Genomic DNA, 25,376 nt, shown 5'->3' with positions numbered 1-25,376 from the left:
CACACGTTCGGAGAGGAGTTGGCTCGTGGCGTTGACCACGGCGCCCAACCCGACTCCGCCGGCCAGGGAAACCGTCCGGGCCTCCGCCAAGTCGCGGAGGCCCGGACGGAAGACCCGGCACGGCGAGGGTCTGGCCGGCTACGTCTTCCTGTCGCCCTGGCTGATCGGCCTGATGGCCGTCACGGCGATACCCATGCTGCTCTCGCTCTATCTCAGCTTCACCAACTACGACATCCTGACCGACCTGTCGGACGTCGAGTGGGTGGGGCTGGCGAACTACGAGCGGATGTTCACCGCCGACCCGTCGTACTGGCACGCGGTGCAGGTGACGCTCTCGTTCGGGCTGATCGCCGTACCGCTGAAGCTGGCCGCGGCGCTCGGGGTCGCGCTGCTGCTCAACCGCGCATGGCGCGGAGTCGGGCTGTTCCGGGGCCTGTTCTACCTGCCGTCGCTGCTCGGCGGCAGCGTGGCGCTGGCCATCGTCTGGGTCAGCATGTTCAACCGGGACGGCGCGTTCAACTCGTTCCTGAGCCTCTTCGGCATCCAGGGCAAGCCCTGGGTCAACGACCCGGACTGGTCCCTGGAGACCCTGATGGTGCTCGCCATCTGGCAGTTCGGTGCGCCGATGGTGATCTTCCTGGCCGGGCTCAAGCAGGTGCCGACCGAGCTGTACGAGGCGGCGGCGGTCGACGGCGCCAACAAGCTCCGGCAGTTCGTCAACATCACCCTGCCGATGCTCTCCCCGGTGATCTTCTTCAACCTGGTACTGGAGACGATCAACGGCTTCCAGGGCTTCACCGCGGCGTTCGTGCTCAGCAACGGCACCGGCGGGCCTGTCGACTCCACCCTGATGTACACGCTGAACCTCTACATCACCGGCTTCACCGAGCTGGAGATGGGCTACGCCTCCGCGATGGCCTGGGTCTTCCTGGTCGCGATCGCCCTGATCACGGTGGTCTTCTTCAGCACCGGCCGGTTCTGGGTGCACTACTCGGACGGAGACGGAAACTGATGGTCGCCCAGACTCCGACCCTGCCCCGGCCCGGCGCTCCGGCGACCGCCCGCCGTCGCCCGGGCGGCGCCGGCCGGCAGGCCCTCCGGCTGCTGATCCTGATCGCGATCCTCGCGGTGGTGCTCTATCCGCTGTTCTGGATGATCGGCACCTCGTTCAAGTCGCAGGAGGAGATCGTCAGCAACATCGGGCTGCTCCCCCGCGAGTTCACCCCGGGCAACTTCACCGACGGCTGGACCAACTTCGACGTCAACTTCGGCCGGTTCTTCCTCAACAGCGCGGTGGTCAGCCTGCTCACCGTGCTCGGCAACGCCATCTCCTGCCTGCTCGCCGCGTACGCCTTCGCGCGGTTGCGGTTCCGGCTGCGTGGGCTCTGGTTCGCCGTCATGATCGGGACGCTGCTGCTCCCCGGGCACGTACTGATCGTTCCGCAGTACATCCTGTTCCAGAAGACCGGGATGGTCGGTGCCGCCTGGCCGTACCTGCCGCTGGTGCTGCCGCAGTTCCTCGCCACCGAGGCGTTCTTCGTCTTCCTGATGGTGCAGTTCATGCGGGGCATTCCGCGCGAACTGGACGAGGCAGCCAAGATCGACGGCGCCACCTCGTACGGTATCTTCCGGCACGTGATCCTGCCGCTGAGCCGACCCGCGCTGGTCACCACGGCGATCTTCTCGTTCATCTGGACCTGGAACGACTTCTTCCGGCAGCTGGTCTACCTCTCCGACCTGGAGGACTACACCGTGCCGGTGGCGCTCACCCTCTTCATCGACTCGACCAGCCAGAGCGCGGTCGGCCCGATGTTCGCGATGTCGCTACTCTCGCTGCTGCCGGTCTTCCTCTTCTTCATCGCCTTCCAGCGGATGCTTGTCGAGGGCATCAACACCAGCGGGCTGAAAGGATGAACCGGAGGATCACACCGGGATGATCGCGGCGATGCGGGAGAGGTGCGGGTGACGAGGATGGCTGAGCCGCCACGGCGTACCCGGGAAACCGGGCCGGCCTGGCCGGAGGAGCCGCCGTCGGCGGCGCCGAGCCGGCCGGACTGGCGGGAGACCCTGCGTAACGCCAGCGACCTGGCGCTGCTCGGCATCGTCGTCACCCTCGCCTCGCTGCCGGTGGTCACCGCGGGAGCCGCGGTCGCCACCGGCAGTGCCGCGCTCCAGCACTGGATCGAGACCGGAAGCTGGCCGGGGGTACGCCAGGTGCTGCGCGACTTCCGCCGGGCGGTACTCCCCGGCGTCCTGCCCACGGTGCTCGCCGGGATCGTCGCCGCCGTACTCGCGGTGAACCTGCTCGCGCTGACCCGGGGTGTCGTGCCGGGCGGCGCGGCGCTGGTCGCGGTCACCGCGCTACTCGCGGCGGCTGCCGGCGGCTTCGCCGGACTGACAGTGGTACGCCTCGGCCAGCGGGGCGGCCGGGGCTGGCGGGACGCGCTCCGGGAGGCGTCCCGGACCGTACGGGACCGTCCGGCGACCCTGCTCGGCACCGCCGGCACCGTGGCCCTGGCGGCCCTGCTCTGCGTACTCGTGCTGCCGCCGCTGACCCCGCTGCTGGTCGGCTACACCCTCTTCGGGCTGCACGCCACCACTCGCCGACTCGACCGGAGAGCCGCCGCCACCGGTTGACCGGTGGCGGTGACGCGGACCGGCCGGGTTCGGGCCGCCGGGCCGGGTACGGGGTCAGGACCGCTGCTCGGTGGCGATCTCCTGGAGCGGCGCGAAGCGTACCGGCAGCGCCGCCGGGCCACGGGTCCACGCCGAATCCACCGGCGCCACCTCCTCGGCCGGAATCGCCAACCGGACCCCCGGCAGCCGGTGCAGGGCTGTCTCGACCGCGGTCCGGACGATCAGCCGGGCCGGAAGCCGGGCCGGGCAGGAGTGCGGACCGACGCCCCAGGCGACGTGTGCCCGGTTGCCGACCTCGCTGAACGCCCCGGCGCCGGTGTGGATCCGGGGATCGGCGTTGGCGGCGGCCAGCCCGAGGATCAGTGCGTCACCCCGCCGGATCGGCTGCCCGGCCAACTCGGTGTCCTTGAGCGCGTACCGGGCCGCGACGTTCGTGAAGGGCGGATCCCGCCACAGCACCTCGTCAAGCGCGTCGTCCACCCCGAGCCGGCCGCCCCGGAGGCGCCCGCCGAACCGCTCGTCGGTGAGCATCAGCCGTAACGTCTGGCTGATCCAGTTGATGGCGTTCTCGTTCGCCCCCACGATCAGCAGCAGGATCGTGTCGTAGATCTCCGCGTCACTGCGCAGGTTCGGATGCTCGGCGAGGTAACTCGTCAGGTCCTTCGTCGGTGCCGCCCGGCGTGCCGCGACCGCATCGGCGATCAGCCCCACGACCCGCTGCCGGGCGGCCGCGGCGTCGCCCTGCCAGGAGTACAGCTCCAGCAGCCCCTGGTAGAGGGCACGCCCCTGGGCGGCGTCCATCCCGAAGACGTCCGCCATGGCGAGCACCGGGATGATCGCGGCGTAGTCGGCGACCAGATCGGCCTCGCCCCGACCGGCGAAGTCGGCGATCACGTCGGCGCAGAGGGCCGCCACGGCACGCCGCAACTGCCGCTGGTCGATCCGGCCGAGCCCACCGTCGATCGGGGCACGCAGCCGCCGGTGCCGCTCACCGTCGGTGAAGAAGGCATTGTCGTACGGCGACATCATCGCCCGGACCTGCGAGTCCGGCGCCAGCCTGTTCTCCCGGTACACCGACCAGTTCGCCGGGTCGGCGGAGTACGCCTGCTCCTGCCGGGCGACCGTGAGGATCTCCTGGTATCCCAGGACCAGCCAGCCGTTGACCCCCGGTTCGAGTTCCACCGGTGCGACCGGCCCGTAATCCTCACGCAGCTTCCGGAACACGTGCTGCGGCTCCGGGCACTTCGTCGTGGAGATGAGCGGCGTCAGTCCGGTCATCTGGTCGAGGCTGGTGGGAGCCCCCGGCTCCCGCGAACGAAAGGTCGCGGCTGTCACGAGACCACCTTCTGGGGAGCCGGGATGTTCTGGGCCGGAGCCGGGCCGCCGGCGAGATCGACGGCGTACTCGACGAGCGTGGTGAGCGCCTTCAGCACCGAGGCCCGGTCGCGGGCGTCGCAGTCCACGATCGGCGTCTCCGGCAGCAGGTCCAACGCGGTACGCAGTTCCTCGGCACCGTGCGGGACCGTGTCCGGGAAGTGGTTGACCGCCACGACGAACGGCATCTGGGTGCCGATCTCCAACTGGTCGAAGACCTCGAAGCTCGCCTCCAGCCGACCGGGGCGGGTGTCGACAAGCACCAGCACTCCGGCCGCACCGGCGGCGAGCCCGTCCCACAGGTCCCAGAACCGCCGCTGTCCCGGCGTGCCGAACAGATAGAGCGCCAGGGTCGGGTTGAGCGTGATCCGCCCGAAGTCCATCGCCACCGTCGTGGTGCGCTTGCCGGCCAGGCCGGTGAGGTCGTCGACCCCCTCGCTGACCTGGGTCAGGGTCTCCTCGGTACGCAGCGGCGTGATCTCGCTGACCGAGCCGATCAGGGTGGTCTTGCCGACTCCGAAGCTCCCGACCACCAGGATCTTCACCGACTTGGTCACGCTGCCGGGCAGGTACCCGTCAGAGGGCACGGAGTCCATTGAGCACCTCTTGCAGTAGTTCCCGGGAGGGTTGGGCGGTATCCGGGCTGCCGGCCCGTGCGGTCAGGTGGCCGGAGTCGACCAGGTCGCTCGCCAGCACGCGTACGACGCTCACCGGCAACTCCAGCCGGGCGGCGACCTCGACGAGCGAGAGCAGCCCCCGGCACATCGCCAAAAGCGCGCGCTCCTGACGACCGGCCGAGAGCGGCAGCGACGGTGCCGAATCCGTCGCGATCAGCAGGGTGTCCACGCCGATCGTGTTCCGCGACGGGCGGGCCCGGCCCTTGGTCAGCACGTACGGCCGCAGCGCCGAGTCGCGGTATCCGCGGCTCCGGTCGTCAGGAGAGATCATCCAGGCTCCCCGATCCGGTCGGTCATGTTCCGGCCCCGCCAACCCCCGGTGCCGCTCCGTTGCCGTGCCGGGCCGTGGTGGCGAGATTGCGTTCACCGATCTTGTTGACCTGGGCCTGCATCTGGTGGGCGATGAGTGCCGGGTCGACGGCCGGTTCGGTCACCACCGCCAGGTGCGAGCCGTCACCGGCCCGCCGGACGAAGAGGTAACCGCCGTCGAACTCGATGAGCAGCGAACGGGTGGACCGCCCGCCGGAACCGAACTCCCGGCCCACACTGCGGCCCAGCGACTGCAATCCGGAGCAGGCGGCGGCGAGCCGGTCGGCGACATCCTGCTCGGTGTGCTCGGACCGGACCATCGCCAGACCGTCGGCGGAGAGCACCACGGCGTGCCTGACGTACGGCACCGAGACCACCTCGGCCAGCATCCAGCTCTGGTCTTGCTTCGCGCTCATCGTTCGTCATCCTCCGTGGTTGTCGGCGGTCAGCGGGAGCCCTCCGGACCGGGCTCGGCCTCGGTCCGGCCGCCGGAGAGAAAGGCGCCCATCCAGGAGCCGGCCTGCTCCGGTGTCGGTTCCGGAGCCGGAGCCGCCGGCTCCGCCGCCTCGGGGGCGGCCGACACCGCCTCACCGCGCCGGGACCGCCGACGCGGCAGCGTCACCCCGCCCGCCGGGTCGGCCGACTCCACCTCGACCGGCCTCGGCCCCGGCTCCGGCCGCACTGCCGGTTCCGGTGCCACCGCCGGCACCACCGCCGGCGCCGCGACGGCGACCGGCTTACGCATCACGACCGCCTCCGGCGGGTCCACCGTCTCCACGACCTTCGACGGGATCAACACCACGGCCCGCAGCCCACCGTACGGCGACTCGCTCAGATCCGCCCGGAACCCGTGCCGGCGTACGTAGTGGCCGACGACGGCGAGCCCGGTCTGCGGAATCTCGCCCAGCTCGCCGAGCCCGACCGCGCGCCGCCCGGAGACCGTCTCCCGGGCCTGCTCCAGCCGGTGGTCGTCCATCCCGATACCGCCGTCGTCGATCTCGATCACCGCACCGCGTTGCACCCGCCGCACCGTCACCGGCACGGTGGTGGCCGGCGGCGACGACTGGGTGGCGTTGGCCAGCAACTCCGCCACCAGGTGGATGACCGGCTCCACCACCTCGGCGGCGACCGCCACGTCCTGGTCGCCGGAGACCTCGACCCGCTGGTACGCCAGGATCCGGGCCGACGCCGCGCGCACCACGTCCACCATGGCCAGTGGCTCCTGCCACTGCTGCCCCGGCCACTCTCCACAGAGCACGGCAAGGCTCTGCGCGTGCCGGGCCTGCTGCGCGGCGGCGTGGTCGACCCGCATGCTGGACTCCACCACGTCCGGATCGTGCTGGTGCCGCTCCGCCATCAGCGAGACGTGCTCCTGGATGGAGTGTGCCGCCGTCTGTACCCGTCGGGAGAGCGCCACCACCGCGAGCCGCAACGACTCCTCGCGCTCGTCCGACCGCTTCAGCGCGCTGGTCGCCTCGGCGAGGATGCCGTCGACCAGGCCGGCCGTCCGGTCGCCCAGCAGCGGGTCACGCGGGGTGGACGGCACCGGCGATCCGGCCAGCACCGCCGGAAGCCGGACCCGGAGCAGGTGTTCGAGGGCGCTGTCCACCGCCGCGGACCGGGCCTCGGCCCGGTCCCGCCACTGCGTCTCGCGCTCCACCAACTGCTGCTGGTGGCTGCGCACCTGCCGCTCGAACTCCCGCTCACGCGCGTCGAGCGCGGCCCAGGCGGCCCGCTGCCGGCGCCGGAGCACCGCCAACAGCACCAGCGCCAGCCCGGCGGCGACCGCCGCCAGCGCGGTGGCCGCCCACCGCTGCCGGTCGGTGTCGAGCACGGCGGCGCCCACCGCCGCCGCTCCGGCCAGGAGGGTGAGGAAAAAGGTGGCCGACCACATCGGACGGCCGCCGGGCGAGGGACGGCCCGACGATTCAAGAGGTGTCATGTTCACCTTCGAGCGGAAGATTCGGGCGGGACGGAGCCCCAAACCGCAGTTCAGGCATGTGGTGGATGAGGATCGTACCCGATCAGATCGGGAGGATCGCCCCCCTGAATGGACAGATGTGATTACCCACGATCGCCGACCGTACCCGCCGAACGCCGCGCCGGAGCGCGCCCGTCGGCCACGGAGGTCAGTCCGCGCAGCTCGGAGCCGGGACCCCGGGGGTGGTGGTAATCGTGGCGGGCAGCAGGGTCCGGTCGCTCAACGAAGCACAGCTGATCTGCTCGGCGGTGACCTCGGTGGCGACCATCGTGGCGCCGTGCATCAGCGCACGGTTGAGGTTCGCCCCGGTCAGCCGGGCGTCGGTCAGGTCGACGTCGACCAGGTTCGCACCCACCAGCCTGGCCCGGACCAGTTCCGCCCCGGCGGCGGTCACGGAACCGAGGTACGCGTCGGTGAGGTTCGCCCCGGTCAGATCCGCGGCGGTCAGGTTCGTGGCGTCGAGCCGGGCGCCGCGCAGGTCCGCACCGACAAGTACCGCACCGGTCAGCCCCGTCCCGTCCAGCGCCGCACCGGCCAGCACCGCGCCGGCCAGCGTCGCCCGGTCGAGCATCGCCATGTTGATCCGCGCCTCGGTCAGATCCGCGCCGTCCAGCCGGGCCTCCCGCAGGCTGGCCCGATCGAGTACGGCACCGCGCAGATCGGCGTCGCCGAGGTCGACCCGGTCGAGTTGCGCGCCGGTCAGGTCGGCACCATCGAGCCGGGCACCGGTCAGCAGTGCCCCGGTCAGCCGCGCCCGCACCAGCGACACCCCGGTCAGCACCGCCCCGGTCAGGTCCACCCGGTCACCGGGGCGGTCCCAGCGGGCGTCCCGGCGGCCGAGTACGGTCAGCGCCGCCTGCACGTCCTCCCCGGGCCGCCGCCCCGCACCCGCCGGCTGCCCCGTACCCGCCGGCTGGCTGGCGGAACCGTCCGCTCCTGCGGCCGCGTCCGCCTGCGACTGTCGACGCACGAAGGTGGCGAGCACCGAGGTGACGGTGGGCTGCTCGACCGGCGCCTGGCGGAGCAGAGCCTCCAGCGCGTACACGCCGCTGGCCCGTACCACCTCGGACGGGGCGGCGAGCAGCTCGACCGCGGCGGTGAACCGCAGGACCGTGTCGGACCCCTGGTCACGCCCGGCCGTACGCAGCGCCGCACCGGCCAGCAGCGTCGCCACCGCACTGAGCACCAGCGCGGGTACCCCGAGAAGCAGCACCGTCCGCCGGGAGGGTTGGATATTCATGAACGTAGTTTGCCTGTCGACGACCACCCGGGCCACCCGTCGAATGCGGACGGGTGGCTGGCTATCCGGCGGTGAAGCGGGCGACGACGAAGTCTGAACCGGCACCGCAGACGATGACCGAGGTGTTCCAGGAACAGGAGGCGGCGACCACCTGCTTGAGCTGGCCGAGTTCGGTCAGTTTGCCGGATTCGGCCACCACCCCGGCAACGCTGATGTCCCGTTCGTACGACGCCGGTGCCTCGGCGAAGACCAGCAGGTTGCCGCCGTCGACCCGGACGGCGAACCCGTCCCGGCTCAGCTTCTCGTCCCCCTCGGCGGAGAAGAGTTTCGCCGCCGGATCGCTGGAACCGATCCGGACCAGGGCACGCTCACCGACCGGCAGCAGGCCCTGCGCCTGCGGCACCTTCTTCCGCCAGGCGGCCTGCTGGCTGCCATCCTGGTCGGTCCGGACCGCCACCAGCTCCGTACTGTCGGCGCTCGACCGGGCGCTCTCCAGCAGGCAGACCTGCCGTTCACCGCAGGGCTCCAGGGCGGTCGGCCGTCGACTCTTGTCCACCGCGTTGTAGATGGTCGTCGGCGCACCCAGGGACGCCAGGTCGTACCGGACCAGCCCGTAGCCGTCGGTCGACGAGGCGACGAAGAGCTGCCCGTCGAACGCCAGTACCTTGTCGTCGGTGTCGGCGGCGTCGGCCCGGGACTTCAGCACCTTGCCGTTCGTCACGTCGATGACCCGGATCGAGTTGTCCGCGCCGATCTGCACGAGGCGCGGCTCGTCACCGGGATTCGTCACCATCGGCTGCGCCGTCGTGTCGTCGGCGACGCCGAACTGCCGGGCGGTACGCATCGGATAGACGGCGGAGTCGCTGTCGTACTCGCCCTTCGGGTTCGGCAGGGTCCACTCCCGACCACTGCGCGCGTTGATCCCGATCATCCTGTCGGTGGTCTCGTCGAGCACCACCACGTACTCGTCGAAGAGATGGAACCTGTCGTCCCGGTCGACCTGCCGGCTCCACAGCTTCGCGCCGTTCGCCGGGTCGAGGGCCATCATGGTCCCCGGGGTGGTGATGGTGTCCGCCTTGACCAGCAGTACGTCCGGCAGCGCCTTGATCCAGTCCCACCGCTCGGCACCGACGTCCGTGGTCATCCAGCGCTGCACCTTCGCCGACTCGGCGGTCAGCACCGCGATGTCCAGCCGCCGGTCGGTCCGCTGGTAGGCGGCGTACGCCCGTTCCCCGGCGGTGGTGGTGAAGAACGCGGACGGGTCCTTCTCGCGGGTGGCGATCCGGTCGACCTCCTGGAACGAGGCGAATTCCAGACCGGGGTGGGGATCGCGGGTCAGGTAGAGCAGCGTCGCGGTGACCACACCGACCAGCGCGACAAGCGCCGCGGCACCGATCCAGACCGCCCGACGGCGTACCAGGCCAGCCAGCCCTGCCGGTCCGGTGCCGCCGGCCGGACTCGCCGGCCCGCCCGGGTGCCCCGGCCCACCGGCCCCGAACGGCGCCGGACTGCCCGGCCCGCCTGCCCCAAACGGCGCCGGACTGCCCGGCCCGACCGGCTGCCCCGGCCCGCCCGGCTGCCCGGGCCCGCCCGGCTGCCCGGGGACGAATGGCTGTCCTGCCCCGACCACGGCCTGGTGGGGCGGGGCGGAGACCGCCGTCAGGGCGATCCCGGTCTGGTAACCACCAACTCGCCCCGGCACCCCGGCGCTGCCCGCAACCGCCGGTGCCGGCATGGCCGGGAGTTCGGCGAGCGCACCCTCGGCGACCGGCAGCTCCGGCTGTTCGAGCACGGTCGGCGCGATGCCGAGCTCGGCGTGCAGCATCCGGGCCACCAGGGGTACCCGGGAGGAGCCGCCGACCAGGAACAGCCCGGCGAGTTGGTCGGTGCCGAGCCGGCAGGCGGCGATCACCGACGCGGCCTCGAAGACACCCCTGCGCAGCAACGGGGTGACCACGCTCTCCAACTCGTCCCGGGTCAGGTGCAGCGCCTGCTCCACGCCGGGGACCGGAACCGGCGCGGTCGCGGCCCGGGACAGCATCTCCTTTGCCCCGCGTACGTCGTCCCAGAACTGCCGGCGGGCCCGCCACTGGCTGGCCGTGGCCGGCCGGCACAACTGCTCCCAGATCGGTCCGTACGCGGCCCGGATCGTCCCGCCCAGGTGCTCGACCAGCGCCGCGTCGAGGTCGAGCCCGCCGAGGTCGGCGACGCCGCCCGAGCCGATCACGGCGAACCGGGCCCGGCCGCTCGGGTCGGTGCCCTCGTTGCGGACAACCGCGATGTCCAGGGTGCCGCCGCCGAAGTCGAAGACCGCCAGCGCGGACCGGACCGGCACCGGCCGGCGCAGCACGTCGGCGAAGTAGCGGGCGGCGGCGACCGGCTCGGGCACCAGCAGCGTGCCGCCGGACGGCCCGGCACCCGCCTCGACGCCGGCCGGTACCGGTGGCCAGCCGGCCCGCGCGACGGCGGCGGCCAGGGTGTCCCGGCGGCGGGCTCCCCAGGTGGCCGGATAGCTGAGTACGGCGGGCGGCAGGAACCCGACCGCCTCCACCGCCGCGCCGGCCACCGCACGGAGTACGCCGACCAGCAGGTCTACCGTGGCGATCTCACGGTCACCGAGGAGTACGGCCGGCTCGTCGATCCGCCGCTTCGGGTTCGGTTCGTAACGGGCCGGGTCGGCCTGGGCCAGTCGCTGGGCGTCCCGCCCGACGTGTGGCCGTCCGGCGTCGTCGACGAACACCCCGGACGGCAGGATCGGCAGCCCGTCGAAGAGCAGCGGTCTGGTCCGACCGTCGGGCCAGCGCAGCACCGCCACGGTGTGCGAGGTCCCGAGATCGACGCCGAGCCCGTAGCCTCCGTCCTGACCAGCCATGCCGACTCCTCCACCGGGCGAGAGGTAAGCCCGGCCCTGCATGTTACGGCCCGGCCCCCACCACCCGAACCCGCCGTGATCGTCGCGCTCGCTCCGCAGAGCAGCTCCGGCTACGGAGAAGGGTCGGGCAGTGGAGAAGGGTCAGGCGGCGAGGCGACGCCGGGAGACCTCGGCGAGGGCCACCGCAGCGGCGACACTCGCATTGAGCGACTCGATCTCGGAGACCATCGGGATGCTGATCCGCAGGTCACAGGTGGCGCCGACCAGCCGGGACAGGCCGCGCCCCTCCGAGCCGACGACCACCACCAGCGGGCCGACCGCCGCCTCCAGGTCGTAGAGATCGGTTTCGCCGTCGGCGTCCAACCCGACTACCAGGAACCCCTCCTGCTGGGCGAGTTTGAGCGCCCGGGTCAGGTTGGTGACCTGGCTGACCGGTACCCGGGCCGCCGCGCCGGCACTGGTCCGCCAGGCGGTCGCGGTGATCCCGGCGGCCCGCCGCTCGGGTACGAAGACACCCTGCGCGCCGAACGCGGCCGCCGAACGGATCACCGCGCCGAGGTTGCGCGGATCGGTGATGCCGTCGAGCGCGACCAGCAGCGGGGAGGGCTGTTCGAGTGCCGTCGCCAGCAGGTCCTCGTAGGGTTCGTAGGCGAACGGCGGCACCTGCACGCCGATCCCCTGGTGCAGCACCCCGCCGGTCATCCGGTCCAGCTCGGCCCGGCTGACCTCCAGGATCGCGATGCCCCGGTCGGCGGCGGTCCGGACCGCCTCGTTGACCCGGTCGTCGATGTCGATGCCCTGCGCGACGTAGAGCGCGGTGGCCGGCACCTGTGTCCGGAGCGCCTCCACCACCGGGTTGCGGCCGACCAGCAGCTCGGCCGCCTCCCGGCCGGGAGCGGAGCGGCGGCCCGGGGCGACCCGGGGCCCGGAACGCGGGGCCGGCTTGCCACCGGTACGCCCGGCGCTGGCCGCGCCCCGACCGGCAGTCGCCGACTTGCGGCCGCCCTTCTTCGTACCGGCACCGCCGGCACCCCAGGTGGTGTCCTTGCTGCCCGGTAGGCCCACCTTCGGCGCCCGCCCCTCCTCGGCGGCGGCCCGACGCTCCTTCGCCTGCTTCCAGGCGGTGCGCTGCGGCAACTGCTCGGTGCCGGAGTATGCCTTGTGCCAGGGCCGCTCGTCGGCCGGCAGGGTCTTGCCCCGGCCCTTGAGCGAATCCCGGTTCTTGCCTCCGGAGCCCGTGGTGGCGCCCTTCTTGGCGCTGACCCGACGCCCTCTGCGTGGCGAGTTTCCGGGCATCAGTCCTGTTCTCCGATCGTCCAACGCGGCCCGTGCGGGGTGTCTTCGACCACCACGCCCGCGTGCTTGAGCTGGTCCCGTACCGAATCGGCGGCGGCCCAGTCCCTGCGGCCGCGGGCCTGTGCCCGCTGCTCCAGGGCGAGCGCCACAAGCGCGTCGACCACGGACCGCAGTTGCCCATCCTGCCCCGCGCCGCCCCAGGCCGGATCGAGGGGGTCGACACCGAGCACGTCGAGCATCGCACGGACCACGGCGAGCGCCTGCCGGGTACCGGCGTCGTCGCCGCCGGAGAGCGCGATCTGGCCGTCCCGGACCGTGTCGTGCAACACCGCGACCGCAGCCGAGGTGTTGAGGTCGTCGTCGAGGGCCGCGCCGAAGGCGGCCGGCAGCTCGCCGAGACTGCCCGCACCGACCCGTTCGGCCGCCCGCCGCACGAAGCCCTCCACCCGGCGGTACGCCACCGCGGACTCGCGCAGCGACTCGTCCGAGTAGTCGATCCGGGACCGGTAGTGCGGGGCGACCAGGTAGTAGCGCAGCTCCACCGGGCGGACCCCGATCGAGGCGACGTGGTCGAGGTCGACGACGTTCCCCAGCGACTTGCTCATCTTGGCCTCGCCGAGGTTGAGCAGGCCGTGGTGCACCCAGTACCTGACGAAGGGCAGGCCGGCGGCGCGGGACTGGGCCTGCTCGTTCTCGTGGTGCGGAAAGGTCAGGTCGAGCCCGCCGCCGTGGATGTCGAACTCGGCGCCGAGATAGCGCCAGCACATCGCCGAGCACTCGATGTGCCAGCCGGGCCGGCCCGGTCCCCACGGCGACGGCCAGGACGCGTCCGCCGGTTCCTCCGGCTTGGCACCCTTCCAGAGCGCGAAGTCGTTGGCGTCCCGCTTGCCCCGTTCGACGACCTCGTCGGCGATCTGCGTGTAAGTGGCGTCGGGGCGCTGACCGGACAGGTCGCCGTATTCGGAGTACGACCGGACGTCGAAGTAGACGTCGCCGGAACCGTCGTCGGCGACGTACGCGTGCCCGTCGGCGAGCAGCTTCTTGATCAGCTCGTGCATCTCCGGGATGTGCCCGGTCGCCCTCGGCTCGTACGTCGGCGGGAGCACGTTGAGGCTGCGGTACGCGGCGCCGAGCAGCACCTCGTTGGCGTACGCGATCGACCAGAACGGGCGGCCCTGCTCGACCGCCTTGGTCAGGATCTTGTCGTCGACGTCGGTGATGTTGCGGACGAAGGTCACCTGGAAGCCGCTGCGCATCAGCCAGCGCCGCAGCACGTCGTAGTTGACCCCGCCCCGGAGGTGGCCGATGTGCGGCGGAGACTGGACGGTGAGGCCACACAGGTAGACCCCCACCTTGCCGGCGTGCTTCGGGACGAAGTCCCGCACCGATCGGGTGGCGGTGTCGTGGAGGCGTAGCGTCACCGTTCAAGCGTACCGACCGATGCCTGTCCGGCTCACCCGCGACCACCGCCCCGGCCCGGCCCCAGCCCGGCTCCGGTCGTGCCCGGCGCCGTGCCGGCCGACACCGGCCGTACGCTGCCTGATGTGGCAAGGGTGGCGGGCGGTGGAGCGGCCGGCCCAGCGGAGGAGCGCGCTGGCCGGGCCGGCGAGACCGCGCAGACCCTGGACCGGGGCCTGCGACTGCTGCACCTGGTCGCCGACGCCCCCGGTGGACTAACCGTGACCGAGGCGGCCACCCGGCTGGGTGTCGGCCGGGCGGTGGTCTATCGGCTGCTCGGCGCGCTCACCGAGCACGGGATGGTCCGCCGTGACGCCGGTGGCCGGCTGCGACTCGGCGCGGGGCTGCTGCACCTGGCCCGGCGGGCGCAGCCGCTACTCGCCGACGGCGCACTGCCGGCGCTGCGCCGGCTGGCCGAGCAGACCGGGGCGACCGCGCACCTGACGGTGGTCGACGGTGCCGAGGGGGTGGCGCTGGCCGTGGTCGAGCCGAGCTGGACGGCGTTCCACGTCGGGTACCGGACCGGGACCCGACATCCGCTGGGCCGGGGCGCCGCCGGCCGGGCGATCCTGGCAGGCCGGCAGGGCCGGGCCGAACCGGTCGCGACCAGCGGCGAACTCCAGTCCGGCGCCTACGGGGTGGCCGCACCCGTGCTCGGGGTGCCCGGCTTGGAGGCCAGCGTCGGGGTGGTCGCCCTGGCCCCGCTCGACGTCACGAAGACCGGCTCGCAGGTCCGGGCCGCCGCCCTCGAGATCGCCGCCGCGCTCGCCTGATTCGTTGGTCGAGGCCGCCCACGACGCTGCCCCCGCGCCCAGCCGAGCCGACTCCGGAGGATCGGTCAGGGGTGGGTCATCCGGAGTACGTCGAGTGCCTCGTCGAGCTGCTCGGCGGTGAGCTTGCCGGCCTCGACGTGTCCCCGGGCGAGCACCACCTCGCGGATCGACAGCTCCTTGGCCAGCGCCTCCTTGGCGATCGAGGCCGCCTCGTCGTAGCCGAGGTACCGGTTGAGCGGGGTGACTATGGACGGCGACCCCTCGGCGTACGCCAGGGCCACGTCCACGTTCGCGACCAGGCCGACCACGCAGCGGTCGGCGAAGAGGCGGCTGACGTTGGCGAGCAGCCGGATCGATTCGAGTACGTTGCGGGCCAGCACCGGCAGCATCACGTTCAGCTCGAAGTCGCCCTGTGACCCGGCGAAGGCGACTGTGGCGTCGTTGCCGATCACCTGGGCGCAGACCTGCCGGACCGCCTCGCAGACGACCGGGTTGACCTTGCCCGGCATGATCGACGAGCCGGGTTGCAGGTCGGGGATCTGCAACTCGCGCAGCCCGGCCCGGGGGCCGGAGCCCATCCAGCGGATGTCGTTAGCGATCTTGTAGAGCCCGACCGCGACGGTGCGGAGCTGACCGGAGACCTCGACCAGCCCGTCCCGGGCGCCCTGCGCCTCGAAGTGGTTACGTGCCTCGGTCAGCGGCAGCCCGGTCATCTCGCGCAGCTTCTCGATCACCTTCGGGGCGAAGCCGGCCGGGGTGTTGATCCCGGTGCCGACGGCGGTACCCCCGAGCGGCAGTTCGGCGAGCCGGGGCAGGCAGCCCTCCAGCCGCTCGATGCCGTACTGGATCTGGGTGGCGTACCCGGAGAACTCCTGCCCGAGCGTCACCGGCGTGGCGTCCATCAGGTGGGTCCGCCCCGCCTTCACCACCTCGGCGAACTCGTCCACCTTGGACTCCAGCCCGAACTGGAGGTGTCGCAGCGCCGGCAGCAGGTCGTGCACCACGGCGTGGGTGGCGGCCAGGTGGATGGAGGACGGGAAGACGTCGTTGCTGGACTGGGCGGCGTTCACGTCGTCGTTCGGGTGCACCTCGCGGCCCAGCTCGCGGGCGGCCAGGGTGGCGATCACCTCGTTCGCGTTCATGTTCGACGAGGTGCCGGAGCCGGTCTGGAAGACGTCGATCGGGAACTCGGCGTCGTAGCCGCCGTCCGCGACGTGCGCGGCGGCGGTGACGATCGCTCCGGCGACGGCCTCGTCGATCACACCCAGCTCGGCGTTGACCATCGCGGCGGCACCCTTGATCTGAGCAAGCGCCCGGATGTGTGCTGATTCGAGCCCCCGTCCGGAGATCGGGAAGTTCTGCACCGCGCGCTGCGTCTGGGCCCGCCACAGTGCGTCGACGGGCACCTCCACCTCGCCCATCGTGTCGCGTTCGATCCGGTAGCCGGCCGCCTCTGGTGTGGTCACGCGTTCCATCCTGCCTCGCCCCGGGCCGGCTCGCAGATGATCGCCGTCACCAAGCCGGCCCCGGAGCCGGGTCGGAAACGGGCCGAGACCGGAAACGGGCCGAGGTCGGAAACCGGCGCCGGGCGGCTCAGTCCAGCTCGCCCAGCCGCCGCCGTACGTCGTGCTGGTCCGGAGAGTCGATCTGGACCAGCAGGGCCAGTGCACGGGTCCAGTACGACCGGGCTGCCGCCGGGTCGCTGCACCGCAGGCAGCAGGCGAGCCCGTCCAGCGCCCGCGCCTGCTCGTACGGCAGTTGGATCTTCGTTGCGCCGAGCAGCGCCTGCCGGTGCAGTTCCAGGGCGGCGTCGGTGTCCCCGAGATCGAGCATGGCCCGGCCGAGCAGGTTGCGGGCCGCGCACTCGCCGGCCCGGTCCCCGGAGTCGCGCATCGCGGCCAGCGCCTCCCGGTGCCGCTGCACCGCCACCTCCGGCCGGCCGCACTGCCGCTCGATGCTGCCGATCTCGTTGAGCAGGTCCGCGACGGCGAACGGGTTCCCCCGGGCCTGCTGGATGCGCAGCGCCACGGACATCCGCCGCAGCGCCCGGTCGCACTGGCCCAGCCGGGCGTAGACCCCGCCGATCGAGCCGAGGGTGTCCGCCACCATGGCGATCTTGCCGACCTGGCGGGCCATGAAGAGCCGGTTCCGCAGTACCCGCAGCGCGTCGGAGTAGCGGCCGACGGTGAGGTAGACGCTGGCCAGGTTCGTCAACGCGTTCGGCATCGATTGCCAGCCCGGTGTCTGCCGGGCCAGCTCCAGCCCGAGTTCGAGGTGGTGCACCGCCTCCCGGGTCCGGCCCAACATCATCAACGGCAGCCCGAGGTTGACCGTCGCCACCGAACGCCCGGCGACGTCGCCCAACCGCTCCCAGATCGCGATGACCACCCGCAGCGACTCGACCGAGCGCTGGTACTCGCCGCGCCGGAAGTACGCCGAGGTGAGGTAGTTGTGCATGATGGCGATCCCGGCGTCGTCGCCGAGCGCCTCCGCCGCCCGCAGCCCGTCGGTGTGTGTCTGGATCAACTCGTCGAGGTGGCCGCCGAGATAGAGCTGCCGCCAGTTGGCCCGGGCGAGCTGCCAGGCGTACCGGTGCAGCCCCTCCTGCACCGCGAGCTGCACCAGCGCCACCAGGTTGCGCCGCTCCGCCTCCAGCCAGTCCCGCCCGTCCCGGGCGGCGGCGGCGACCAGGTCGGGACGGGCAGGTTGACCGGGTACGGCCATCCGCAGGTTTCCGGTCGGTTCGAGCACCTGGCTCACCGAGGCGGCGGTGTGCAGGTAGTAGTCGAGCAGCCCCTGCAACGCCTGCCGCCGCTCCGACTCGCCGCCGACCACTGTCACCAGCTCGGCGGCGTACTCCCTTACCAGGTCGTGCAGGCGGAACCGCCCGGCGTCGACCTCGTCCACCAGGTGCGCGTCGACCAGTTCGTCGAGGTGTTCCCGGGCCACCCCGAGCGGCAGCTCGGTGAGCGCGGCACAGGCGTACTGGTCGAGCTGCACCCCGGGATGTGCCCCGAGCAGCCGGAACGTCCGCTGTACCGGCTCCGGCAACTGGGCGTACGACAGCGCGAAGGCGTCGGCCAGGGTCCGGTGCTCGACGGCGAACTCGGCGAGTACCGGGCGGTCCGGGTCGCCGAGCCGCTGGGCGAGGTCCGCCACCCTCCACCGTGCCCGGTGGGCCAGTCGGGCACCGGCCAGCCGGATGGCCAACGGCAGGTACCCGCAGCGCCGAACCACCTCCTCGGCCGCCGCCGGCTCGGCCCGGACCCGTTCCGGACCGACGATCCGGGCCAGCAGGTCGACCGCCTCGACCGGTTCCAGCACGGTCAGCGACTGCGCGCGTACCCCGTCCAGCCCGACCAGCCGACGCCGGCTCGTCACCACGGTCAGGCAGCCGGGTGCGGCCGGCAGCAGCGGCCCGACCTGGGCGGTACTGGCCGCGTTGTCCAGCACCAGCAGGGCGCGCCGGCTGGCCAGCTCGGTACGCCACAGCGCCAGCCGATCGTCGAGGTCGGCCGGGATCCGCTCCCCGGGTACCCCGAGTTGCCGCAGCAGCGTGCCGACGGCGGTACTCGTCGGCAGCGGGCTGTGCAGGCTGTGCCCGTGCAGGTCGACGAAGAGGTGCGCGTCCGGGTACGCGGCACCGAGCGCCGTCGCCAGGTGTACGGCCAGCGCCGTCTTGCCGCTGCCCGGCATGCCGTCGATGACGTAGACGGCGGAGTAGTTCGGACCGGCGTCCTCGATCTCCTTTCGCAGCCGGGTGACGGTCTCGTGCCGGCCGGTGAAGTCCTCGATGGCCCGGGGCAGGGCGCGTACCGGTGACCGGGGCGGGGGCTCGTCCTCGGCCGGCCCGACCTCGCCCGCGAGTACCCGTCGGTGAATTTCCCGCAACGCCGACCCGGGCTCGATGCCCAGCTCACCGGCGAGGATCTCCCGGCCGGTCCGGAAGACCGCGAGCGCCTCGGCCCGGCGGCCGCTGTCGGCGAGCGCCAGCATCAGTTGGCCGCGCAGCCGTTCCCGCAGCGGATGGCGTTCCACCAGGTCGGTAAGTTCGGCGACCAGGTCACCGCTGCGACCGCCGACCCGCAGCTCGACCTCGAAGCTGTCCTCCATCGCCAGCATGCGCTGCTCGTCGAGGGAGGCGGCGCCCCGGCGGACCGCCGCGCCGGTGATCCCGGCGAGCGCCGGACCGCGCCAGAGCGCGAGCGCGGACCGGTAGCCCTCCCGCGCCTGTGCCCAGTGCTGCTCGGCGGCGGCGCTGCGGGCCGCGGCGACCAGCCGCTCGAAGAGGTGCGCGTCGAGGTCGTCCGGCCCGAGCACGATGCGGTAGCCGGCCGGGCCGGTGACGATGGTCTCACCGGGTACTCCGGCGGCGACGAACAACCGGCGCAGCCGGGATACGCAGGTCTGCAACTGTCCCCGCGCGGTGACCGGCGGGTCCGCGTCCCAGACCGCATCGACGAGTTCGTCGACGGGTACCACCTGTGGGGCATGCAGAAGTAGCACCGCCAGGACCACCCTGTCCCGGCCGGCGGTCACCGTCGACTCACCGCCGCTCACCTGAAGCGGCCCAAGGATCCCGAACCGCATACGCCAGCTCCTGACCGAGGTCGCGTCCGGCAGCAGGGTAACCCGACAATCACGCCCAGCAGAATCGACTTGATAGCGGCCTGGCAGCGGATCGAGAGTGGCACCGCCCACACTGTCGGGTGGGACGCACGACAACAGGTGAGACACATCGACGGGGGCGGTGCGCCCGCCGGCCCGTGGGGGCGACGGACGCACCGTGTCGGAGCAGCGGTTTCGCCGCCATCCACACCTGAGGAGACGCCAGGACATGGACGCCTCTGCAAGAGCCGAGCGGTCCCGGCCGGTGCCGGCCGCCGGAGACGTGTTGCAATTCGCCGAGTCCGACTACTTGTACGGAACCGGCCCGCTCGTCCTCCGGGTAACCCGGGTCGGTGCGGATCTCGGCCGGTATCCGCGGCTCGAGTGGCTGTCCCTGCGCGGCGTGGAGCTGCGCGGGGACGGCAGCGCCGGTCCCGAACGGCAGGTGCTGGTCCGCACCAGCGCACTGTCCCGGGCCGGCTGATCCGCCGACCAACACTTCCGTACGCCTTCGGGACCCAACGGGAGATTTCAAGTTTTCTCGACGAAACTTGCAATTGAGCCGAGAGAATTCAAGCCAACGCAACATCACGCCGGAGCCTTCGCAGCGACTCCGACAAGCGAGTCCGGCAGCCGTGGGATCGTCCCACGGCTGCCGGGTGGCGTTCGCGGTGGCTGTACGCCGGGGCCTGTTCGGCCCTGCCTTCCTAGCCGATGACGGTGACCGACGAGTTGGGGCCGACCGTGCCGAAGATCTTGCCCTTGAACGGCGCCGGCTTGTCCGGATCGGTCACCAGCCGGACCGACACGTGGTCCACGCCGCCGTTGAGGTAGAGCGCCCAGAACATTCCGTTCGCGCCGATCCAGCTTCCGCCACCGCCGGGGCGCTGGTAGGAGCAGCCCTCGACGTTCACCGCAGAGGTGCCGATGTAGAAGCCGGCCGAGTACCGGTCGGTTCCGGCGGTACCGATGCCGGTGGAGTCCGCGGTGCAGCCGGACACCGAAGAGCCCTTGCCGGTCACCTCGAAACCGCAGCCGTAGGTGTCCTGCGCCTCGCAGCCGACGACTGTGGCCCGGGAGCCTCCGATCCGGAAGGCGGGGCCGGGCGTCGACCCGGTGCCGGTGCCGTACGCCTTGGAGCCCCACATCTTGATGTTGCCGGCGCCGAGCAGGTACCCACCGCTGGCGCCGCCCTGCGCGGAGCAACCGCTGACGAAGCCGTCCGAGGACTGGAAGTTGTACGCCCAGCCGCCGGCGTGCTCCACCCGACAGTCGGTGATCTTGAACTCCCGCATCCCGCCCGCGTAGGCACCGCCCAGGTAGATGCCATCCGACGTGGTACCGGTGACGAACACCCGCCCGAGCCACGGAGCCGCATCCGGCCCGTTCCTGGCGGGCTTGGCGCTGATCTGGAGGTTGACGCCGTTCGCCGCCAGCTTCGCCCCGTCCAGCCCGATGTCGAACAGGCACATCCGGGAGCCGTCGAAGGTGCCCGCCGGGGTCTTCACCATCGCACCCGTGAACCCGCTGCCGGCCCGCAGTATCGTGCCGAGCGGGCCGGCGCCGACAAGCGTCTGCCGGTCGCCGAGGATGACCGGCGCCTTGATGGTGTAGAGGCCGGCGGCGACGTACACCGCACCCTCACCGACGGCCGTGAGGGCCCTGTTGATCGCGTCCTGCGCACCGAGGGTGTTGTTGACCTCGTAGGTGGCGCCGGAACCGGCCGGCCCCACCCACGGCACGCCACTGGTCTCCGCCGCCAGCGCCGGGGCCGCACCCACGAAGGGCGCCACCACAGCCGCACCGGCGGCCGTGGCGACGGTACCGCGCAGCAACGCCCGGCGACTCCGAGTCTTTTCTCCCACAAGTCCTCCCCGTGATCTCATGACGCCCGGCCGCTCGGCCGCCACACGCTGGGGCCGCGCCGGCGTCGGTGATCGTCCATATTGGATGATCACCGTTTGGGTGTCCAGAGATCCAGGGAAATCTAAGCTGCGCTTCAGAATCGACAGTGGTGGATCAGACGCGAGGGACAGCGGCGGATCAGGCGCGAGCGCCGATCTGGAGGACGTTCCTGGGGCGGGTCACCTCGGCGAAGGGAGTCGTCAGGAGTTCCACTAGCCTCGTGGGGCACGTGGGCTCCACTCGCGGGCCAGGATGGCGAAGACGAGCTGGTCGGCCCACTCTCCCCTGAACAGATAGTTCTCGACGTGGTGCGCCTCCTGACGCATGCCGAGCCGGGCCATCAGGCGGGCAGACGCAGTATTGCGGCCGTGACACCGGGCGTAGATCCGGTGCAATCCGAACTCGGTGAACCCCCAGTCCAACAGCGCCGTGGCGGCTTCCGTGGCCAACCCGCGACCTCCGTGGCCGGGATGGAAGACGTACCCGAGTTCAGCCGTGCGGTCGGTCTGGCTGCGCCAGACCAACTCCACCGTCCCGATGACCTCGGCGTCGGTGGCTACGGCCAACGTCAAGCAGTCTCCCTCAGCGCGTAGCGCGTCCTCGCCCGCCATGGCGATCACCGACGATCGCGACTCCTCGCGAGTACGCGGCTCGCTGAGCGTCCAGCGGAAGACGTCCGGTCGGCGCTGCCATGAATACACATCATCGAGATCATCCAGCGTGACCGGGCGCAAGGTGAGCCGCGCAGTACGAATCGGGTACGTCGGTCGGAACATCCAGCGATATTAGAAAGCCTGCGTGGCGGGCTGGCCCGTCAGGGGCGGGCACCGATGCGAAGGACACTCTTAGGACTCATCACATCGGCGAAGAAGTCGTTGCCCTTGTCGTCGACGACGACGAAGGCGGGAAAGTCCACCACCTCGATCTTCCAGACCGCCTCCATGCCGAGTTCCGGATATTCCAGTACCTCGACGTGCTTGATGCAGTCCTGCGCCAGTCGGGCGGCCGGGCCGCCGATGGAACCGAGATAGAACCCGCCGTGCTGCTCACAGGAGCGGGTCACCTGATCGGACCGGTTGCCCTTGGCCAGCATCACGTGCGAGCCGCCGGCCGCCTGGAACTTCTGCACGTACGCGTCCATCCGGCCGGCGGTGGTCGGGCCGAACGAGCCGGAGGCGTACCCCTCGGGGGTCTTCGCCGGCCCGGCGTAGTAGACGGCGTGGTCGCGCAGGTACTGCGGCATCGGCTCGCCCGCGTCCAGCCGCTCGGCGATCTTGGCGTGCGCGATGTCCCGGGCCACCACCAGCGGGCCGGTCAGGGAGAGCCGGGTCTTCACCGGATATTTCGACAGCTCGGCCCGGATCTCGTCCATCGGCCGGTTCAGGTCGATCCGGACCACCTCGGCGCCCTGCTCCAGCTGGGCGTCGGTGACGTCCGGCAGGAACCGGGCCGGGTCGGTCTCCAGCCGCTCCAGCCACACCCCGGACGGGGTGATCTTGCCCATCGCCTGCCGGTCGGCGGAGCAGGAGACCGCGATCGCGACCGGGCAGGAGGCGCCGTGCCGGGGCAGCCGGACCACGCGTACGTCGTGGCAGAAGTAGCGCCCGCCGAACTGCGCCCCGATGCCGAACTGCCGGGTCAGCTCCAGCACCTCGGCCTCCAACTCCAGGTCGCGGAAGCCGTGCGCCAGCATCGAGCCGGAGGTGGGCAGGTTGTCGAGGTACTTCGCCGAGGCGAGTTTCGCGGTCTTCAGGGCGTACTCGGCGGAGGTGCCGCCGACGACCACGGCCAGGTGGTACGGCGGGCAGGCCGAGGTGCCGATCAGCCGCAGCTTCTCCTCCAGGAACTGCATCATCCGCTTCGGATTGAGCAGCGCCTTGGTCTCCTGGTAGAGGTAGGACTTGTTCGCCGAGCCGCCACCCTTGGCCATGAAGAGAAACTTGTACGCGTCGGGGTGCCCGTCCGGGTCCTCGGCGTAGATCTCCACCTGGGCCGGCAGGTTGCTCCCGGTGTTCTTCTCTTCCCACATGGTGAGCGGAGCGAGTTGCGAGTACCGCAGGTTGAGCCGGGTGTACGCCTGGTAGACCCCCCGGGAGAGCGCCTCGTCGTCGGACCCGTCCGTCAACACGTGCCGGCCCCGCTTGCCCAGCACGATCGCGGTGCCGGTGTCCTGGCACATCGGCAGTACGCCCCCGGCGGCGATGTTGGCGTTGCGCAGCAGGTCCAGCGCGACGAAGCGGTCGTTCGGCGAGGCGGCCGGGTCGTCGATGATGGCCCGCAACTGGGCCAGGTGCGCCGGCCGCAGGTAGTGCGCGATGTCGTGCATGGCCTCGGCGGTAAGCGCGGTGAGCGCGGCGGGCTCCACGGTCAGGAAACGGCGGCCGCCCGGCCCATGGACGACGTCCACGCCCTCGTCGGTGACCAGCCGATATTCGGTCTGGTCGGCACCCAGAGGCAACAGGGGAGAGTACGAGAACGGCGCGCCACTGCTCATAGCCGGCAAGCCTAGGCCAGTCCACCGGGGCCGGCCCACCCGCCGGGTCGGCCTGCGACTCCGCTCTCATCCGGATGCCGGTCGGGGAACGGCGGTGCTGCGCCGCGCGACCGTGCACGAGGCGCGCTCATCCGTCCCTGCCGTTCCCCGGCGGCGGGGGTCACCCGTCCTTGCCGTTCTCCGGTGGGCACTCCGGCTGCTTGGGGCCGCCGCACTCGGTGCCGGGTCCGGGCTCCTGGCCGCCCGGCCCGGCCGTCGGTGCCGGGCCGCCGGTCGAGACCCCGGCGAAGGTGAGGTACCCGATGTCCCGGCCGTCGCCGATCACCATCCCGGCCGGTCCCACCGCCAGCACCTCGGCCGACGAGCGGACGTTTACCAATTCGCGTCCGCTGCGGGGGTCGAGCGCGATGATCCGGTTCGGCCGGCGGTCGATCAGCAGCGCGACGTTCCGGGCGAGTGCGGCGCCACCCTCGGAGTTGACCGGCCGGGTCCACCGGGCCCGGGTGATGGCGAGTTCGCTGCCGATCACCGAGCGCTCGTCGGCGGAGCGGGAGAGCGCGTACCTGTCGTCGACGGCGAGCAGCTTCTCGCCTTTGGGACCGGTCCAGAGCACCCGGCCGTCGTACGCGTCGACAACCGTCTCCCGGGCGTCCGGTCCGACGCCGACGAAGACGTTCTCCCCGCCCTGCGGATCCTCCCGCTGCGCGCAGCCGGCGCCGTCGGCGGTACGCAGGTTGAGCCCGTCCCGGCGCCACACCTCCTGCCCGGTCGCCGGGTCCCGGGCCACCACCGTGAAGTAGCAGGTGCCGTCGGCGGCGCGGGCCTCGATCCGCAGCATCCGGCCGCCGACCACCACGATCCGGTCCTGCTGGCCCGGCTCCACGTCCTGCATCACCCGGCCGGTGGCGGTGTCCACGATGTGCACCCGACCGTCGACGGAGAGCCCGATCAGCGGCGGCATCTCCACCGGGCCACCGGCCCCCTCGTGTACCTGCCGGGTGGTCAGCCGCCGGGTGCCGAGAGTGTCCGGGTTGCCGGCCAGCGGCCCGGTCTCCACGCCGGGCAGGAAGGTCGTCCAGATCGGATTGCTGCCCCGCGGGTCCCAGGCGGTCAGGGTGCAGTCCCGGGGCTCCCGGCAGCGCACGTCCACCACCGCGTTGCGGTACGTCCAGACACCGACCGCGGAGCCGTCCTTGCGGCGTACCGCTCCGGTTTCGGGGTCGAGCAGCTCGTAGCCCCTGGTCAGCAGCTTGCCGACGGCGACGACCGGATCGCGGTCGCCGCCCGCGACGGCGGCCCAGTCGGCCTTGCGCTCCCACAGTCGCAGCCCGGTGGTCAGACTGCGGGATTCGACCCGGGTGCGGTAGCGGATCACCACCGTGTTGCCGGCGATGGTGACGCTCTGCGGCGTACCGCCGATCCGCTGTTGCCAGACGACGTCCGGCTCGGAGATCGGCTCGTCGCGGTTGACCCAGTCCCAGACCCCGGGGAAGGGATTCCAGACGTTCGTCGCGGCGAGCACGATCACCGCGATCAGGGCGATGGCCAGGGCGGTCATCACGCCCGCGCTCCGGGCGCTCCCCTTGGCCATCCGGTTACCGTAAACGAGACCGTCCGGCAAGTGCGGCTAGGGCGTTATGTCCGTGTCGTAAATCCAGCCACGCGCCCCCCGCGAGAGGTGACCGGCTGACCTCGCGGCGGATGACCGCGCGGGGTCGCGACCGATGAGTGCGCGCCTCCGCGACAGGTGAC

At 71.8% G+C, this 25,376-nt stretch carries 20 protein-coding genes; 5 read left to right on the top strand and 15 right to left on the bottom strand.

Features of this window, described 5'->3' with window-relative positions; translation table 11 throughout:
• Window positions 1–25: 25 nt before the first annotated feature.
• The 3 genes from CLT71_RS24845 to CLT71_RS24835 are packed head-to-tail and all read left to right on the top strand — an operon-like array spanning window position 26 to window position 2,637.
• On the top strand, window positions 26–1,012 hold the full coding sequence (locus CLT71_RS24845; RefSeq protein ID WP_101369232.1) for a carbohydrate ABC transporter permease: 987 nt from the start codon (window positions 26–28) through the stop codon (window positions 1,010–1,012).
• Entirely contained in the window at window positions 1,012–1,914 is a 903-nt protein-coding gene (locus CLT71_RS24840) for a carbohydrate ABC transporter permease (RefSeq protein WP_101369231.1), read from the top strand. Before CLT71_RS24845 ends, CLT71_RS24840 begins: the two co-directional genes overlap by 1 nt.
• A gap of 57 nt (window positions 1,915–1,971) precedes the next feature.
• Complete coding sequence (locus CLT71_RS24835; protein WP_486483432.1) at window positions 1,972–2,637, top strand: hypothetical protein; 666 nt, start codon at window positions 1,972–1,974, stop codon at window positions 2,635–2,637.
• A gap of 54 nt (window positions 2,638–2,691) precedes the next feature.
• Here the strand turns inward: CLT71_RS24835 and CLT71_RS24830 are convergent, their stop codons facing one another.
• From CLT71_RS24830 to cysS, 9 genes are all read right to left on the bottom strand, one after another.
• Complete coding sequence (locus tag CLT71_RS24830; RefSeq protein ID WP_101369230.1) at window positions 2,692–3,915, bottom strand: cytochrome P450 family protein; 1,224 nt, start codon at window positions 3,913–3,915, stop codon at window positions 2,692–2,694.
• A 53-nt stretch (window positions 3,916–3,968) separates the two neighbouring features.
• Window positions 3,969–4,607, bottom strand: coding sequence for an ATP/GTP-binding protein (locus tag CLT71_RS24825; RefSeq protein ID WP_101369229.1), 639 nt, complete (start codon window positions 4,605–4,607; stop codon window positions 3,969–3,971).
• Window positions 4,588–4,959: a DUF742 domain-containing protein gene (locus CLT71_RS24820; protein ID WP_101369228.1), complete on the bottom strand. Its 372-nt coding sequence runs from the start codon at window positions 4,957–4,959 to the stop codon at window positions 4,588–4,590. The genes CLT71_RS24825 and CLT71_RS24820 overlap by 20 nt, the downstream gene beginning before the upstream one ends.
• A 22-nt stretch (window positions 4,960–4,981) precedes the next feature.
• On the bottom strand, window positions 4,982–5,413 hold the full coding sequence (locus tag CLT71_RS24815; protein WP_101369227.1) for a roadblock/LC7 domain-containing protein: 432 nt from the start codon (window positions 5,411–5,413) through the stop codon (window positions 4,982–4,984).
• 29 nt (window positions 5,414–5,442) lie between these two features.
• Complete coding sequence (locus CLT71_RS37145; protein ID WP_158242302.1) at window positions 5,443–6,939, bottom strand: ATP-binding protein; 1,497 nt, start codon at window positions 6,937–6,939, stop codon at window positions 5,443–5,445.
• 187 nt (window positions 6,940–7,126) lie between these two features.
• Window positions 7,127–8,218 carry a pentapeptide repeat-containing protein gene (locus CLT71_RS24805; RefSeq protein ID WP_101369225.1) on the bottom strand — a complete coding sequence of 364 codons (1,092 nt, stop codon included), beginning with the start codon at window positions 8,216–8,218 and terminating at the stop codon, window positions 7,127–7,129.
• Between the two features lie 61 nt (window positions 8,219–8,279).
• Complete coding sequence (locus CLT71_RS24800) at window positions 8,280–11,090, bottom strand: Hsp70 family protein (protein ID WP_101369224.1); 2,811 nt, start codon at window positions 11,088–11,090, stop codon at window positions 8,280–8,282.
• A gap of 141 nt (window positions 11,091–11,231) precedes the next feature.
• Window positions 11,232–12,386, bottom strand: coding sequence for a 23S rRNA (guanosine(2251)-2'-O)-methyltransferase RlmB (rlmB, locus tag CLT71_RS24795; RefSeq protein ID WP_101369223.1), 1,155 nt, complete (start codon window positions 12,384–12,386; stop codon window positions 11,232–11,234).
• Complete coding sequence (gene cysS, locus CLT71_RS24790; RefSeq protein WP_101369222.1) at window positions 12,386–13,807, bottom strand: cysteine--tRNA ligase; 1,422 nt, start codon at window positions 13,805–13,807, stop codon at window positions 12,386–12,388. Before cysS ends, rlmB begins: the two co-directional genes overlap by 1 nt.
• Before the next feature lie 132 nt (window positions 13,808–13,939).
• Here cysS and CLT71_RS24785 point away from each other — a divergent pair, with 132 nt between their 5' ends.
• On the top strand, window positions 13,940–14,617 hold the full coding sequence (locus tag CLT71_RS24785) for a helix-turn-helix domain-containing protein (protein ID WP_101369221.1): 678 nt from the start codon (window positions 13,940–13,942) through the stop codon (window positions 14,615–14,617).
• A gap of 65 nt (window positions 14,618–14,682) precedes the next feature.
• Here CLT71_RS24785 and CLT71_RS24780 read toward each other — a convergent pair whose 3' ends face one another.
• Both CLT71_RS24780 and CLT71_RS24775 read right to left on the bottom strand, forming a co-directional pair.
• Window positions 14,683–16,083: a class II fumarate hydratase gene (locus CLT71_RS24780; RefSeq protein ID WP_101371751.1), complete on the bottom strand. Its 1,401-nt coding sequence runs from the start codon at window positions 16,081–16,083 to the stop codon at window positions 14,683–14,685.
• Between the two features lie 127 nt (window positions 16,084–16,210).
• Entirely contained in the window at window positions 16,211–19,207 is a 2,997-nt protein-coding gene (locus tag CLT71_RS24775; protein WP_101369220.1) for a BTAD domain-containing putative transcriptional regulator, read from the bottom strand.
• A gap of 247 nt (window positions 19,208–19,454) precedes the next feature.
• Here CLT71_RS24775 and CLT71_RS24770 point away from each other — a divergent pair, with 247 nt between their 5' ends.
• Window positions 19,455–19,709: a hypothetical protein gene (locus tag CLT71_RS24770; protein ID WP_101369219.1), complete on the top strand. Its 255-nt coding sequence runs from the start codon at window positions 19,455–19,457 to the stop codon at window positions 19,707–19,709.
• Window positions 19,710–19,932: 223 nt separating this feature from the next.
• Here CLT71_RS24770 and CLT71_RS24765 read toward each other — a convergent pair whose 3' ends face one another.
• From CLT71_RS24765 to CLT71_RS24750, 4 genes are all read right to left on the bottom strand, one after another.
• Entirely contained in the window at window positions 19,933–21,090 is a 1,158-nt protein-coding gene (locus CLT71_RS24765) for a right-handed parallel beta-helix repeat-containing protein (protein WP_158242301.1), read from the bottom strand.
• A 252-nt stretch (window positions 21,091–21,342) separates the two neighbouring features.
• Entirely contained in the window at window positions 21,343–21,906 is a 564-nt protein-coding gene (locus CLT71_RS24760) for a GNAT family N-acetyltransferase (RefSeq protein ID WP_101369217.1), read from the bottom strand.
• 38 nt (window positions 21,907–21,944) lie between these two features.
• Window positions 21,945–23,624, bottom strand: a complete 1,680-nt coding sequence (locus tag CLT71_RS24755; protein WP_101369216.1) for a fumarate hydratase — start codon at window positions 23,622–23,624, stop codon at window positions 21,945–21,947.
• 160 nt (window positions 23,625–23,784) lie between these two features.
• Window positions 23,785–25,215, bottom strand: a complete 1,431-nt coding sequence (locus CLT71_RS24750) for an outer membrane protein assembly factor BamB family protein (protein WP_101369215.1) — start codon at window positions 25,213–25,215, stop codon at window positions 23,785–23,787.
• Window positions 25,216–25,376 lie beyond the last annotated feature (161 nt).

The sequence above is a fragment of the Plantactinospora sp. CNZ320 genome (genome assembly GCF_002846275.1).
The sequence above is the reverse complement of the archived record's forward strand: the minus strand, read 5'-3'. Positions and strand labels throughout refer to the sequence as shown.